Origin of the sequence: Pedobacter riviphilus (assembly GCF_014692875.1) — a bacterium.
Taxonomy (GTDB): Bacteria; Bacteroidota; Bacteroidia; order Sphingobacteriales; family Sphingobacteriaceae; genus Pedobacter; species Pedobacter riviphilus.
The window spans coordinates 1374111-1389343 of sequence record NZ_CP061171.1; the positions used below are offsets into that span (position 1 = coordinate 1374111).

A 15233-nucleotide genomic window follows, 5' to 3' on the forward strand; every position below is an offset into this window, starting at 1 on the left:
AAACCAAAAAAACTATAAATAAGACTAATGAAAACCCGAAGAAAAACGAGGTGGAAGCAGATCAATTGTCTGCTATTGCTCATGCTATGCCATCTTTGCCTATATGCACAGAAAAATCCAAAAATTACAGGTAAGGTTCTTGATGATAAATCGCTGCCCATACCTTTCGTCACAGTTAAAATCATAAAGGATACTGATACTACCAAGCAGACGAAGGTATTAACAGATTCTCTGGGTGTCTTTTCATTTTCCAACCTGCAGCCCAATGCCAGCTATTCCTTAATTTTTTCCAGTATTGGATTTGAAAACCAGCAGCTCAAAAACCTGAAAGTATCAGCGCAGGGAAACAGCTCAATAGTTATACGGCTGGAAACAGCGGAAACTACCAAACTTAGCGAGGTAGTAGTGGTTGGCTATGGGACACAGAAAAAAGTAAACCTGACGGGCGCAGTAAGTGTAGTTGATGGAAAAGCGCTACAAAACAGACCGGTAAATAATGTCAGCCAGGCACTCTACGGCAATACACCCGGGCTTACCATAGGCTATGGCAATAACGGATTTGAACCAGGTGCTGCCCCGTCGGTTCAGATCCGCGGACAGGGCTCCCCTTATGTGCTTATAGATGGTACCGTTGGAGATATCAATGCCCTAGACCCAAATACCGTAGAGAGTATCTCGGTATTAAAAGATGCAGCTGCATCAGCCATATATGGGGCCCGTGCGCCATACGGCGTCCTGCTGATTACCACAAAATCAGGAAAAGCCAACCAGGCTCCACAGATTGATTTCTCCATCAATGGCGGACCAACTACTATTATTAATAAACCCCGTATGGTTGACTCTTATACCTTTGCCAGAGCTATTAATGAAATGCATGATAACCAGGGCGTGGCCAGGCTATTTACAGGATCCACAATAGATAGGATTATCGCTTATATCAATGACCCTACACTTCCCGAGACAGTCCCCGATGCCTCAAACCCGACCAAGTGGTCAACTTACCAGCTGTCAAATGGCAATAACGACTGGATAAATATTCATTTTGGTTCAGGCTATAGGACACAGGAAAACCTTTCAGTCAGAGGCGGCTCAAAATCCATGGCCTATTACCTGTCTGCAGGGCACGCCAGCGAAAAAGGACCGTTAAAAATGGTCGATGATAAATATGGCCGTTATAACCTTACGGCAAAACTTGACGCCGATATCACCCCATGGTGGAAAATTAGCTCCAATACCCGCCTGACGAACGAAAACCGAGACAGGCCTATTTACAATGGCGAGGGAGGATATGGTATGATCATCCACCAGATATTCCGCACACATCCAGAGGTTTTCCTCAAATCACCAAACGGATATTACTCACAACTATCCCGCATACCGCAAATGCAGGCCGGATACGAACGCTTTACAGATAACGAGCTCATGCAGCGCCTTGCAACTGAAATCCGACCAGCTAAAAATTGGTCTATAAACGCAGATTATTCCATCAATTATAACGTTAATAACTTCGAAGGCGCAAACCTGGTTGCCTATGAAGACCAGGTAGACGGTAGCTTACTACCCATATCGCTCACAGTGCCGTCCTCTATCTCGAAAGATAAAGCAAATACCACATATAAAGCGCTAAATATCTTCTCGTCCTATAAATTTAATATTGGTCCAAAGAACTGCTTTGAGCTAATGGGAGGATATCAACAGGAATCTAATAAATATGATTACCTAAGCGGATTAAAAAGAGAGCTGATAACAAAAGAGGTTATCTCTATCACTACCGCCACCGGCGAGATGCAGGTATCAGATGCCATATCACATTGGGCAACCCAAGGCTTTTTTGGACGGCTAAACTATAATTTCAATGATAAATACCTGCTTGAATCAAACCTTAGGTATGATGGAACCTCAAGGTTTGCCGATAGCAAAAGATGGGGCTTTTTCCCTTCGCTGTCAGCAGGATGGGTAGTATCCAATGAAAAGTTCTGGTCAGCCTTTAGCGGTAAAATCCAATACCTGAAATTGCGTGGATCATGGGGAATGCTCGGCAACCAAAATGTAGCCTCATATCAGGATCTTGCCCTAATAGGGGTTAGGACAAACCTGGACTGGATACTCAATGGCAAAAGATCTGCCTACACGCTAGCCCCAAACCTTATCAATCCATACCTTACCTGGGAATCATCCAGAACTACAGACTTGGGAATTGAATTCTCAGTTCTCAACAACAGGTTAAAAGTAGAGTTTGATTACTATCGCCGCTTAACATTAGATCGATTAGGTCCTGCCAAAGCATTGCCCGCAGTGCTGGGAGCAGCTGTCCCACGAGAAAATAATTCAGAGCTACAAACAAAAGGCTGGGATTTGAGCATCACATGGAAAGGAAAAGCCGGCAGCGACTTCAACTATTCGGTTACCGCAAATGTATTCGATAACATCAATACGGTGAGCAAATACCCAAATCCTACGGGAATTTTAACCACCGATTACACCGGAAAAAAAGTAGGGGAGATCTGGGGATACCAAACAGTGGGCTTAATCCAGAGCCAGGCACAGGCCGATAGGATAAACAGCAGCAAATCGCAGAACTTTATTAACGGCCAGCTATGGAGAACAGGCGATGTCGAATACCAGGATTTAAATGGCGACGGCATTGTCAATAACGGAAAGAATACGACGGGCGATCATGGAGATCTAACGGTAATTGGCAACAATACGGCCAGATACCAGTTTGGATTAAACCTCTCGGCAAGTTATAAAAACTTCGATCTGGGTGTTTTCTTTCAGGGGGTAGCTAAAAGAGACTTATGGTTAAGCGGCAATATCTTTTGGGGATTCAACCAGTGGAACCAATCCTCGTTGTTTCCAAACCATTTGGATTATTACCGCGATAGTGAGGCATCCAAATACTCTGGACTCGGAGTAAACACCGATGCCTACTTTCCACGTCCTTATAGTAATGCAGCCCAGTATGCGAAAAACCAGCAGATACAGACACGTTATCTCCAAAATGGCGCATACATACGCTTAAAAACCTGCAGTTAGGTTATACCATGCCTGAAAGCCTAATGCGTTGGGCAAAGCTAAAAAGAGCCCGGATATACTTCTCGGGAGAAAATATTTACACCATTTCAAAGCTGCCCATAGGTTTTGATCCAGAGACGGCAGCCCTGGGTGAGCTTGGCAATGGAAAGAGCATGTTTTCTCAGGCCATCTGGGCTTTCGGACTGAATGTTTCATTTTAAGGATCGGCTAAAACAAACAGCTAAAAAACAAGCGACAAACAAAACTGACCAAGACGGCTATTCATTAGGCAATGAAAAATAAAAAAGTTATAAGATGAAAAATAAAACGCTAATCATACTCAATGTGGCGATGCTGCTGCTAGCCGCATCTTGCAGGAAAGACTATTTAGATAGGCCACCGCTCACCCAGATAGAAAACGAGGCATATTGGAAGACAGCCAGTGACCTGGAGAAATATACGCTACAATTCTACAATACCTTTCCAGGCTATGGAACGGTAGGGAGTTATATGGGCTATATCGGCTGGGACGGAACAAGAGGATCTGACACCCAGATTTCGGCATCACCGAGCACGCTTTGGAATGGAACGAACCAACCGGTGACTGCTACTGGAAACTGGAGTTGGGAGAACATCAGAAGCGTAAATATATTTTTTAAAAACTACCGCCGCGCTCAGGAGCCATTCGAAAAGATCAAACACTTTGTAGGCGAGGCCCATTTTTTTAAAGCCTGGTTTTATTTTGAAAAAGTCCGCCAGTATGGCGATGTACCCTGGTTTACGGAGACACTGGATATGGAGTCTGAAGGTTTATATAAAGCAAGAGACCCAAGAACATTAGTAATTGATTCAATTTTAGCTAACCTGGATAAAGCCATCGAATACCTCAAGCCCATCTCGCAGGCGGATGGCGGAAACAACAGACTTTCGAAAGAAGCCGCCTTACTTTTCAAATCCCGGGTAGGCTTATATGAGGGTACATGGCAAAAATATCATAAAGGCACCGCCTTTGGAACAACAAATGCGGACCCAAATAAGTACTTAAGGGCTGCAGTAAATGCCTCAGAAGAGTTAATGGTTGCCAAATACGGCAGAGCGCTTTATTCCAACAATAATCCAGACAACGACTATTGTAAACTGTTCTCATTAATCAACCAATCAAACAATAAGGAAGTTATTCTATGGAAAGCCTATTCAGCGAACCTCCAGTCATCGCATTCCTTTCAGATCTATGTATCTGACCGTACCGCAGGGATCAGCATTACCTTACAGCAGGTCTATCAATACCTTGGTAAAGATGGCAATCCTTATGATTATTTCACAATCGGAAAAACCACTAAGGGAAGCGGCTTTTTATCTAAGATAGCAAGCGAATGCGACCCCCGCTTGAAGCAGACCATTTGGACCCCGGGGGAGACCATGTGGGACAATAGCTTCGGAAAAGGTATTTTTGATAAACCCTTTTTAGATAAATCAGGCGAAACGCTAAACAACACAGGTTTCCAGATCCGAAAAGGAAACGACCCCAAAGACCCGCAGGCAGGCAGCGGCGTTTCATGGAACACCAGTTGTGAAACAGGAGCAATTCTTTTCCGCTATGCCGAGGCCCTGCTTAATTACGCCGAAGCCAAAGCCGAACTATCAGAGGTCGTAGATTATTCAAAATCCATCAACCTGCTAAGATCCAGGGCAGGCATGCCCAATTTCAAGGTACAGGCCGATCCCAATAGATCCCGTTATGCCGATTATGGATATACCATAACAGACGAACTACAGGAAATACGCAGGGAACGCACTGTAGAGCTAGGTGCTGAAGGCTTCCGATTTGACGATATCAGGCGATGGGCTGCCCATAACCTGCTAAAAGGCAAACGCCCAAAGGGCTACCCTTACCAAGCCAGTGAGTGGACTGGAAAAAACATCAGCTATAAAGCAGACGCTGATGGATTTCTGGATCCTTTCGTTTCGCAAATGACCAACGGTTATGGCTTCAATCCATCCAGAGATTATCTGGAATGCATTCCACTAAACGAAATTACCTTGAATCCAAAACTTAAACAAAATCCGGGATGGTAAGCACTATGAAAAGAAAAGAAACAATAAAAAACAAAGAAACTCATCAGGCAGGTCAGGTCAGGCAAAGCGCACAAATGGGCAAAACCAAACAAATAAATGAAATGCCCTGCAAACAGAATCCCTTAAGAGTATTAATGCTAATGCTCTTTTGTATCTGTTTGCTCGTTCCAGGCGCCAGTGCACAGAGCGAAAAGCCAGACTTAAGCTTCGGGATCATCGCCGATATTCAATACGCCCAGGCAGCTAGCCGCGGAACAAGATTTTATAAAAATTCACTATCAAAACTCTCCACTGCGATAGGGGAACTCAATAAAGAGAAGCTTGCTTTTCTCGTTAATTTGGGCGACGTGACGGATAGAAACCCAGAAGACCTTAAGCCGGTACTAAACGAGCTTGATAAGTTCTATAACAAAGTCTACAACCTGGTTGGAAACCATGATTATGCCGGGATAGAGAATAACCAAAGTCTTTACAAGGCATTAAACATGCCAGGGGAATACTACGCCGTTAAAAAAGAGGGATGGCGTCTGCTGATGTTAAACACCAACGAGCTTTCCAGTTATGCCAATATAAAAGGCACTTGGAAAGAAGCCGAATTCGATTCGCTCTCAGTAAACGCAAGAAAAGCAGGTAGTAAAAATCTGGAGTCTTACAATGGAGCATTAAGCAGCAGACAAAAGTTATGGTTGGAAAACAATCTGCAGCAAGCGGTATCAAAAAATGAGAAAGTAATCATTTTTTCACACCACCCTTTTAGCTGCGCGGATGGCCTGGAAGTCATCAATGGAAAAGAACTAATCACTTTGGTTTCCAGATACCCCTGTGTAAAAGCACTCATTGCTGGCCATCACCATACCGGTGGATATTGTGAAGAATCCGGCATTCCTTCTGTCATTGTCGAAGGGATGGTAGAAACAGAACAGGAGAATGCATGGGGCGTAGTAGAGCTATATAAAGATAAGATAATGATAAAGGGAAAAGGCAGAGTGACTTCTAGAACCATTGAATTTAAATAATAACCATAATAACCAATAAACAAGAACCAAAATCAAAAATCAAAAAACAATGTTAAACAAAAACCTATTTAAAATCTACAGTGTAGTTTTTGCACTAACACTTCTTTTTACAGCCTGTAAAAAGAATGTATCCGAAAGTCAAAACGAGCTATCAGGGCCTGGAAAACTATCAGCCAAGCAAAGTTCGCAAACGCTAACCGCAGGCCCGGCAATAGTAAGTGCCCACCGCGTAAACGACTTAATCAAGGTCGATGAGATTAAAAACGCCGGAATTAACAGTCTGGAAGTAGATATTTTTGTCGGCACTAAAAATGGTCAGCCAACTTGTTTGATCGGCCATGAGGCAGCAACAGCCACTGGCCAAACTTTGCTGGAATATTTTGCAAACCTCAATCAAAAGATGAGCGGTTTTGAATTCGTGTGGTTAGATTGCAAAGACCTTAATAGTACAGCCAATGAACAGCTTTTCAAAACCACGCTTGAGCAACTGGATAACCTCTACGGAATCAAAAATAGAGTCCTGGTTGAAAGCCGTTACATCTCTTATTTGGTTAATCTAAAACAGGACGGCTGGAAGGTAAGCTATTATTGCAATTGGGAAGATGTGTATGGAAAACCAGCCGCACAGCAACAAACCGCAATGGCCGGGATGTACAGCCAGCTTACTACCTATGGTATAGATGGCATTAGCTACGATGCAGCGGCCGACGATCCTATGAAAAACTATTTTTCATCTAAAACCATAGGGGGCGTACCCGTTAAAATGTATGCATGGGCGCTCTCAAGATATTACGGCGAGACAGACCTTACAACAAAATTAGCTGGCTACAGCCATTTGAGCGTATTATTAATTGCATTTTACCCTCAGCAGATTACATTAGTTAATGGCGCAAATTATAAGCTTGTATCTGCTTTGACTAATGAACCTAGCAAAGTGGTCGACGTTAATGACAGCCCACCTGTTAACGGATCAGATGTATCGCTCTGGACAAACAATTATCCTACATCAAACAACCAGGTATTTAAGCTTAGATCATTAGGCGGAGGATATTACGCCCTGAAAAGCCTTGCAGATACCACAAAAGCCCTCAATGTACTTGGTGGAGGATCAGCCAATAGTACGGCAGTACAGGTGTATGATTTTACCAATACCACAGCCCAGCGTTGGCAGATCAATTATGCCGGCAGCGGATATTATAACCTTACTCCAGCCTGTGCCTCAGGGAAAAACCTCGATGTAAACGGAGGAAGTACAGCCAATGATACCCCAATCCAGATCTACAGCGCACATACTTACAATTCACAGAAATTTAGATTAGTAAGGCAATAACGGCAATTTACATCTAAAACGCCTCCACAAAACGAGTCTCTACCGGGTCAGCAAAACTCGGTAGAGAATTTTTGAAAATTTCATGGAAAGATAGCTAGTAGAGAAGATTCACCAAATTCCAAAAGCTTCGCCCAAAGGTTTATCAAGCGTCTTACGCTGTACCATACTGAATTTACATACTTTCGCCGAAATAAACAGCTACCTTTCTTCATCAAAATATCTAATAGTGATAAAATAATATACCTTGTCCTTTTTCAGGTTAGCGGGAACTAAGACTTAAGTTGTACTTATTATGCTACGGGTAAAAAACTGATTAAAATAAGTGGGGTAAGTGCAGGGTCGATTAAACGGGGTATCATAGTGTTCCAGCATAACTGGACGGTTTGATAATCGCCATGGATTAATACGATGGGTTTGCCCTGTCCGTAAATTTCGTAGTACAGCTTAAGCCCATTAACAGGAGCATAACCAGAAGTATCCGGTTATTGCGCGTGAGCTTTTGTATCATGGAGTTTACATTAATTAAGTTCATTAGTGCTAACATGATTATTTTAATTTTCTGGTTTTATTTGATGGGTTTATATTGCATCCACACAATGTCACAGGTAAATGCTCTTGATTGCAACATTTCCAGGTTTACTCTATCTATAAATGGGGTTAAACCTTTGCCAATCGCTGTGGGATGAAAGTACAGGTTATATTCGTCAATCAGGTTTTCCTGAATGAGGCTTGAAACAAAATAGTTACCGCCGTACACGATTATATCGCCTTTGTTTTGCCTTTTTAATGCCTTAATTTCTTTAGCAATATTATTCCTGGTTATTCTGGTGTTTTTCCAATCATTTCGTTGAAGTGTCTTTGAAAAAACAATTTTCAAACAATCGTTCATCTTAGCCACAAACCCGGGGTCTTCTCCTAAGGGGTCAGTTTTTCTGGCATCCCAGGCCGGAATAAATTCTTCTGCCAACTTTCGCCCCAGTAAAATGCAGTCAACTTGGGCGGTTTGTTGGTTTAGATGTTTTTTTAACTGATCATCAAAATTCCAGGTCATCCAATCCGTTTCGCCATTAGGTCCTGCACAATATCCGTCAAGAGATAGTTGCATTTGTAGTTTCAGTTTACGCATAACGCATTAATTAAATAGTAATCATGTTAAATTAAGCCAAGATCATGTGATGGTACATGCAAAAGCAATAGCAAACTATAGGTGTAAAGTACGCAATAAAGAACTGTGCTACGGTTTAGACTTTATTTATTAGCAAGCTTACTTTTTTAGATAGAATAACCCCCACACCAACTGAGGTTAACAATATGATGGTACAGTATACAGGATCTGGCTTTACCGTCATTAAGAAAACAATGCCAAACAGGATGCTTGTTCTTAACCAGATGGACAGCCGTAGTTTATTGGTGTTTCCGAAAAAACCGATCAGATTCCCGTCAGCATTTTTGATCATTTTCTTGGCACTTTTCATCCTTTTTTCAGTAAACGACCCGCTTGTTAACGCTATAAGAAAGAAGCCAATCAGACCCGATATTACCCAGCTGGTACCCTCCCAAACAGTAGCAGCCATGTATATGCCTGACAGCAGTGTCATTGCTGCACCTATACCAGCTATGGATAATTTTGTGTAAATAGTAACCGCTTCTTTTATTTGCTCGTTTGTAGCGGCGTTACTAAGTTTAAGGATACAAATCCATTCTACACCGAGGCCAGCAAAAAGGAGCAGCACCCCGGATATATGGATAAACAGAACGATATTGTAAATCATGATTCGTTTTTTTTAATTGTGAAAAATCTTAAAGCAATTACTTATAGCTCCGCGCTATCGACTTGTTGAAGCAAGAGCTGTAAATCGGTAAACACCCAGCGTTCCTGCACTTTATCGTCGGCTATCCTGTAAATGGCTATGCCGTTTAAAGTGATGGGTTTACCTGTGGCAGCGATACCTTCAAAATCACCTTCCTGTGTGCCCTGCAACCGCCACCGAACTGCTACCTTATCATTTTCGGCAATTATGTCTTCTGTATGGTAGCTGGCATCGGGCAAGGTTACTTTAATTTTTGAATAGAATGCCTTAAAAGACTGGGGCCCGGCAGGTGTACCTTTCGGCCAATCGTGGGAAATAAAGTTTTCTGCAACTAATTCATCTACCATGGGCATATTCCAGTCTACCAAAACATCTTTGTAGAGTTTTAGGATGATCGCCTTGTTTTTCTCTGTGATATTGTTTGTTTTCATAAAAAAAAATGATTTGTGCTAACTTTTAATTTATCCAACCGGTTTACTCATTAAGCAGGCTACAGTATACAGTTTAGGTAGCATTACAACAGTCAGCTTTATATGAATACTGGGGCGTCTGCATGCTTAACTGATACAGATAGTCACTCCCGGTTTTTCAGATAATTATTAATATCACAAAATTAGAGGGGGGAAGGGGAGAAAATTGTATAATCCTGCTAACTTTTCATTGCAAATGACGGGCGAACCCCAAACATTTTTTTAAAGGTTTTGATGAAGTGTGATGAGTCTGTAAAACCGGCATGGTGTGCACTTTCTGTAAGGGAACAACCAGTTCGGGATTTTATTGCCGCTATTTCTATCTTTTTCCACAGGATGTATTGGCGAATGGATATATTCATATCTTGTTTGAAGATATGAGCCAACCTGCTTTCTGAAACAAACACCTGGCGGGCAAGCTGGTCAATGCTCCAATCTTCTTCGGCTATGTGCTCATGTATCAGCTTTATACATTTGCTGGTGTAATCGCTTATCTTTTTATCGCTTTTTTTATCGAAACCAGGTAGTGAAAATTGTCCACCGCTTTTATAGTGGTCAATTTCTTTCGCATCGAAAACAACAATAGGCCTGTTTTCTAAATTATACAGGTTGATCAGGTGTTCTCCAACTGTAGTGGTTGGGTCAATAAAATAGATATACGATTCACCATGCGAGCAGTCAAACACATGCGGCGTGTTGGGTGATATAATGGCAGCCTGGATGTTTTTAAAATCCTGGTCCCCGGTGGATATATTCAGGGAACCCGAGTTGGCAAAAGCCAGTTCCAGTGCATAATGCGAATGCATTGCTGCGCTGTAGTTTTTTTTAGAGAAGGAAACAATCCCGTCGTCTATGAAAGTAATTGCCATACAGGGTAAGGAAATTTTAATACACGAAGGTACTCTTTATGCCGCGTATTTTTTAGGAAATAAGATGGCGTATTTCTTTCCTGAACAATCTGGATATTAGGGAGAAGTAATGTTGAAAATTGACAGGATTGTACAATTTTCCCACTTATAAACTGCCGTATTTTGCAAAATAGTCTTTTGTTAAAAAAAAATCGTGATATGAAAAAAATAATTATTGCTGTATTGATGGGGTGTTTGTTCCAGGTAATTAAGGCCCAGGAACCCGGCCAGAGTTTGGTTGGGATTTATAAGTCAACAACAAGTCGGGCCTGTATTGTGCTCTATATGTCCGATACACGGCTCCGCGCCAAAGCCTATGAAGATTTGGCTATCATAAAAAGAAATGTTTACACCAGGGAATACCTATCGGGATTGCTGGCCGACAAAAATTGTCCTGATTTTATAGTCAGCTACAACGAATCCGTTTTTGAAAATTTACTTAGCTGGAATGACCCGATAGAATTTACAATTCCTCAAAACAATGCGATTAACAAGGCGATATTAATTTTTTTTACCCATGCCGGTACGAAGTTTAAGCCATTAAAAATAAGATTGTGACGGTTCAAGGTTTTAAGTTTATCAATGTCGGACTGATATCGGGAAATTCAGGTCGGAAGATTTATCGTGTGAATATTTGTAAAGCTCAATTAAAAATCCTTAAAATTAAATGCTTTAGGAACCCACTGCGGGGTTTGATATTTTTTTATCGATTTTTGTTAGTTGCGCCTCAGTTCTGACAATGTAGCCTTCACATTCTTTCTTAAATCAGATGCTGCATCATTGGAGAGCGTAAGAATAGTTTCTACTTTTGATAAAAATTCAAGTTTTGACAGGCGGTTATTGCTTATATTTATCTATTGAACACCATTTAATATATAGCCGTGTATATGATGAATTTGGAAAACAAAAGACAAGAAGGTTAGTTCTATTTCATCAGCACAGCCCCAAAAACTAGCTATGCCCCAAAATTTACCATTGAAAAATATAGAAGCTATAAGACGTGTATTGCCAATGATATTGGCTACAGCCATTTTTATGCAGATGCTCGATTCGACCATACTCAATACATCTCTGCCTGCCATTGCAAAGGATCTCCATCAATCTCCATTGAATATGCAAAATGCCATTATTGGCTATGTATTAACCCTAGCTGTTTTTATGCCAGTAAGTGGTTTCTTATCCGATAAATTTGGTACAAAGAAAGTGTTTATTCTGGCCTTAGTACTTTTCAGTGCGGGGTCACTTTTTTGTTCGCTTTCTGGAAATCTAACTCAACTGGTAATTTCAAGAATAATACAGGGCGTGGGGGGAAGTCTGATGACACCGGTTGGGAAATTAGCGCTGGTTAAGAGCTTTCCAAAGAAAGATTTATTGAAAGCAATGAATTTTGCAATTATACCCGCACTCATCGGACCTGTTTTAGGCCCACTTGTTGGGGATACATGGTAGATTATCTATCCTGGCACTGGATATTTTTGATTAATATACCGATGGGAGTTTTGGGTATTGTGCTCAGCTTGCGATACATGCCTGATTACAGATCTGCTGTGATTGATTTTGACTTGCGGGGCTTTTTAATTTTTGCTGCTGCATCATTATTGCTCTCCATTTCTCTCGAACTCCTTGGGGATGTTGTTTATACTACACCTGCCTTGGCAATTTTGTCACTTGGTGTGTTAATGCTTTATTTTTATTATCGGCATGCTGTAACAGATAATAATCCTATTTTTCCATTGAACTTATTTAAGGTAAGAACTTTTAGGGTAGGCATACTTGGTAATCTTGCTACTCGATTAGGTATCAGTGCAATACCTTTATTGTTACCCATGATGATTCAGATAGCTTATGGTCGATCTGCAGTAGTTTCAGGCTGGATTATAGCACCAATGGCACTAACTGCTATTATTGCAAAATCGCAGGTAATAAAAATTTTAAATAGGTTTGGTTACAGAGCAACATTGATGGCCAATACTTTTATAATCGGGAGCCTGATCTGTGCGATGGCTATACCTGCCATCAGTTCGTCCATTTATTATTATGTACCAATCATTGTGATCATGGGTTTTTTTAACTCTATTCAATTTACAGCCATGAACACCATTTCAATTGCTGATCTGCGTGAGTATCATACCAGTAGTGGTAATTCTTTAATCTCCGTCAATCAGCAACTTGCAATCGGGTTTGGCGTTGCCTTCGGACTAATTATCTTGAAGTTATTTCGCGGGGACGTAAAGCTTATACATGATGATATCCATAATGCATTCAGGTATACCTTTCTTGTAGTAGGTATTTTGACCATACTATCGGGCCTTGTATTTAGAAGGTTACATTTTAAGGATGGTGAGAATTTAAAATAATTGCAGTAAGGTTATTTGGCCCGACTTTTCCTTTTTAAAGTTAACTTTGGGCGAATTAAATATTTTGTTTCTTTTGTAGTTTATAAGAACTTCAAATTCCCTTTAATCAAGCCTGCTACGAGCCCATGTCGCAAATTTTCCGCCAGCATTTAGAAAAATTCATCAAGGTCTCAGACGATCAGTTCAATGAAATCATGGGATATTTCGAAACCAGGATAGTTGTTAAAAAAGAAAATGTACTAGTAAAAGGAAAAATCTGCAAGCATCATTTCTTTGTGCTGGAGGGACTTTTGCGAAAATTCTACATTAACGAAAAAGAAGCCGAACAGACTGTAGAATTTGCCATCGAAACCTGGTGGATTACAGATAACATAGCCTACGAACGGCGGGCAAAGACACAGGCTAACGATCAATATAGGTTAATTGGTGTTATTTGAGGAATTCTAAAAATTCAGAAAGAAATATTTCAGGGTTTTCTTCAACTACCCAATGTGCAGTATTGGGGATGCGCACAGCAGTAACATTTGTTGCTACCTCCTTCATCATTTCCTCCATTATAGCGCCGCTTGTACTTATTGCACCGCCAACTGCTAATACAGGTATCGAAAGTTTTCCATTTTTAGCCAAATATGCACGGTTGTCTGTAACATCCTGATCAAAGGCTCTATATACTTCCAATCCAGCTCTGATTGCCCCTGGTGCAGCGTAAGCAGTGGTAAATATATTAATATCGTTATTGTTAATAGCGTCGGTATTGTATATTCTGTAGTTGAAAAAAGATTGCAGGTATTGTTTTTCACGCCCTGATATTAGCATTTCGGGCAAATCGGGTACATTGTGAAACGCGAAGTGCCATACCCTGTGATCTGTTCGTATCACATCAAAAGCCTTTGTGCCTGGCAAGGGAGCATCTATAACTACGAGGTGCGATGTATGTTCCCTGTATTCCTGTGCATAAGCGTAAGCAACCATCAATCCAATGTCGTGTCCCACCAGGATAGCCGGGCCTTCTATTTTAAGATGTTCTTTTAAAAGATAGTGAATGTCGCCGGCCATTGTCCGTTTATCATAACCAGAAGCAGGCCGCCATGAATCGCCCGCACCGCGATAGTCAACCGCTATTACCCTAAAGCCAGCTTCTGCCAATTTGGGGATAATGAAACGCCATTCCCACCATGTTTGCGGAAAACCATGAATGAGAATAATTACACTTTCTCCATTTCCAGCTTCAACATAATGGATGCGCAATGTATTATCAATCACTGCCATTCCGTGCCTTACCGCTAAATTATTCGAATCTTTTTCTGTCATTACGGATTAATTTATAACAAAGGTCGCAGATCAATTGTCTAAATTTGCTTTACTTTCTAAGGAATAACTACGCTAAACTTTTGAATCGAAGGTTTTTAATTTTTAAATATGCAGGCAGACGAATTACACCATGCGATACTAAATGAATTGCAACTTGATGCAAGAATGAGCAATGCCGAAATTGGCAGGAGGGTTGGTCTTTCGGCTCCGGCAGTGGCAGAAAGAATAAAGCGGATGCAGGACGAAGGGATAATAAAAGGGTTTTTTACAAGCATTGAGTTTTCAAAACTGAACTATTTGCAAAAAGTGCTGATTGCTGTAAAATTACCGCCTGTTCAAGTGAACGTTTTTTTAAAGGAAGCAAAAAAAATTGAAGGAATAACCAACGTAGTTCATACCACTGGAGAATATTGTTTTTTTGTGAGTATGACCCTCAAATCTACAGAAGCGCTAAACACTGCGTTAGACCGGTTAGGGAAACTTGGGGCAACCATCACGTTTTCAGTTTTATCAACCCCGATTGAACATAAATCAATTAATTTACCAACAAAAAAATAGGTTTGTACCTGATTATTATCCTCAGGTAATTAAGGAACTGCGCGAACAGGGAATGATCGGCCAGGCCATTGTGAATGTAAAGGGAAGTACGACACTATTCCAGATAGAACAGGAGGTAGGTAGGATTGAGGAATACATTACCATCATGCCAGTAGTGGATATGAAAAGAGCTGATGCTTCAGCAATTATTGTAAGTTATAACCCCCATCAAAAAACATTATTTAAGCTAACTTCAACACGGATACCTGAAACGAGTTTAAGGTGACAACATTGCGTTAAAATTATCTGCCGAAGACTTTTAAGGCATATTATTAATCGAGTTCGGGTTAATAGGCTATAGACTGCGGTTTGCTATTGCTAAGGAAAAGTAAAAGAATATTT

The 15233-nt window shown here is 41.0% G+C and carries 16 protein-coding genes; 11 read left to right on the forward strand and 5 right to left on the reverse strand.

Features of this window, described 5'->3' with window-relative positions; translation table 11 throughout:
- The first annotated feature begins 27 nt into the window (after nucleotides 1-27).
- From H9N25_RS05680 to H9N25_RS05700, 5 genes are all read left to right on the forward strand, one after another.
- On the forward strand, nucleotides 28-3036 hold the full coding sequence (locus H9N25_RS05680; RefSeq protein ID WP_190328236.1) for a SusC/RagA family TonB-linked outer membrane protein: 3009 nt from the start codon (nucleotides 28-30) through the stop codon (nucleotides 3034-3036).
- Between the two features lie 8 nt (nucleotides 3037-3044).
- Nucleotides 3045-3236 carry a hypothetical protein gene (locus H9N25_RS05685; protein ID WP_190328237.1) on the forward strand — a complete coding sequence of 64 codons (192 nt, stop codon included), beginning with the start codon at nucleotides 3045-3047 and terminating at the stop codon, nucleotides 3234-3236.
- A gap of 94 nt (nucleotides 3237-3330) precedes the next feature.
- Nucleotides 3331-5091, forward strand: coding sequence for a RagB/SusD family nutrient uptake outer membrane protein (locus H9N25_RS05690; protein ID WP_190328238.1), 1761 nt, complete (start codon nucleotides 3331-3333; stop codon nucleotides 5089-5091).
- 5 nt (nucleotides 5092-5096) lie between these two features.
- Nucleotides 5097-6107, forward strand: coding sequence for a metallophosphoesterase (locus H9N25_RS05695; protein WP_190328239.1), 1011 nt, complete (start codon nucleotides 5097-5099; stop codon nucleotides 6105-6107).
- A gap of 49 nt (nucleotides 6108-6156) precedes the next feature.
- Complete coding sequence (locus H9N25_RS05700; RefSeq protein ID WP_167293801.1) at nucleotides 6157-7437, forward strand: RICIN domain-containing protein; 1281 nt, start codon at nucleotides 6157-6159, stop codon at nucleotides 7435-7437.
- 565 nt (nucleotides 7438-8002) lie between these two features.
- Here H9N25_RS05700 and H9N25_RS05705 read toward each other — a convergent pair.
- The 4 genes from H9N25_RS05705 to H9N25_RS05720 all read right to left on the reverse strand — a co-directional run bounded on the left by H9N25_RS05705 (nucleotide 8003) and on the right by H9N25_RS05720 (nucleotide 10587).
- Nucleotides 8003-8563: a dihydrofolate reductase family protein gene (locus tag H9N25_RS05705; RefSeq protein ID WP_190328240.1), complete on the reverse strand. Its 561-nt coding sequence runs from the start codon at nucleotides 8561-8563 to the stop codon at nucleotides 8003-8005.
- Nucleotides 8564-8678: 115 nt separating this feature from the next.
- Nucleotides 8679-9209, reverse strand: coding sequence for a hypothetical protein (locus tag H9N25_RS05710; RefSeq protein WP_190328241.1), 531 nt, complete (start codon nucleotides 9207-9209; stop codon nucleotides 8679-8681).
- A gap of 41 nt (nucleotides 9210-9250) precedes the next feature.
- Nucleotides 9251-9679, reverse strand: a complete 429-nt coding sequence (locus H9N25_RS05715; protein WP_190328242.1) for an ester cyclase — start codon at nucleotides 9677-9679, stop codon at nucleotides 9251-9253.
- A gap of 218 nt (nucleotides 9680-9897) precedes the next feature.
- Complete coding sequence (locus H9N25_RS05720; RefSeq protein WP_190328243.1) at nucleotides 9898-10587, reverse strand: helix-turn-helix transcriptional regulator; 690 nt, start codon at nucleotides 10585-10587, stop codon at nucleotides 9898-9900.
- Between the two features lie 198 nt (nucleotides 10588-10785).
- Here H9N25_RS05720 and H9N25_RS05725 point away from each other — a divergent pair, with 198 nt between their 5' ends.
- The 4 genes from H9N25_RS05725 (at nucleotide 10786) to H9N25_RS05735 (ending at nucleotide 13420) form a co-directional block, all read left to right on the forward strand.
- Nucleotides 10786-11184, forward strand: coding sequence for a hypothetical protein (locus tag H9N25_RS05725; RefSeq protein ID WP_190328244.1), 399 nt, complete (start codon nucleotides 10786-10788; stop codon nucleotides 11182-11184).
- 417 nt (nucleotides 11185-11601) lie between these two features.
- Nucleotides 11602-12075 (forward strand): MFS transporter, encoded by a 474-nt coding sequence (locus H9N25_RS24935; RefSeq protein ID WP_255524590.1) that lies wholly within the window; start codon nucleotides 11602-11604, stop codon nucleotides 12073-12075.
- Entirely contained in the window at nucleotides 12069-12983 is a 915-nt protein-coding gene (locus tag H9N25_RS05730; RefSeq protein ID WP_255524592.1) for an MFS transporter, read from the forward strand. Before H9N25_RS24935 ends, H9N25_RS05730 begins: the two co-directional genes overlap by 7 nt.
- Nucleotides 12984-13108: 125 nt before the next feature.
- Nucleotides 13109-13420, forward strand: a complete 312-nt coding sequence (locus tag H9N25_RS05735; protein WP_167293808.1) for a cyclic nucleotide-binding domain-containing protein — start codon at nucleotides 13109-13111, stop codon at nucleotides 13418-13420.
- Here H9N25_RS05735 and H9N25_RS05740 read toward each other — a convergent pair.
- Nucleotides 13413-14294: an alpha/beta fold hydrolase gene (locus H9N25_RS05740; protein WP_190328245.1), complete on the reverse strand. Its 882-nt coding sequence runs from the start codon at nucleotides 14292-14294 to the stop codon at nucleotides 13413-13415. The genes H9N25_RS05735 and H9N25_RS05740 overlap by 8 nt on opposite strands.
- A 108-nt stretch (nucleotides 14295-14402) precedes the next feature.
- Between H9N25_RS05740 and H9N25_RS05745 the strand changes: the two genes are divergently transcribed.
- Nucleotides 14403-14852 (forward strand): Lrp/AsnC family transcriptional regulator, encoded by a 450-nt coding sequence (locus H9N25_RS05745; RefSeq protein ID WP_167293810.1) that lies wholly within the window; start codon nucleotides 14403-14405, stop codon nucleotides 14850-14852.
- On the forward strand, nucleotides 14815-15117 hold the full coding sequence (locus H9N25_RS05750; protein ID WP_167293811.1) for a hypothetical protein: 303 nt from the start codon (nucleotides 14815-14817) through the stop codon (nucleotides 15115-15117). Before H9N25_RS05745 ends, H9N25_RS05750 begins: the two co-directional genes overlap by 38 nt.
- Nucleotides 15118-15233 lie beyond the last annotated feature (116 nt).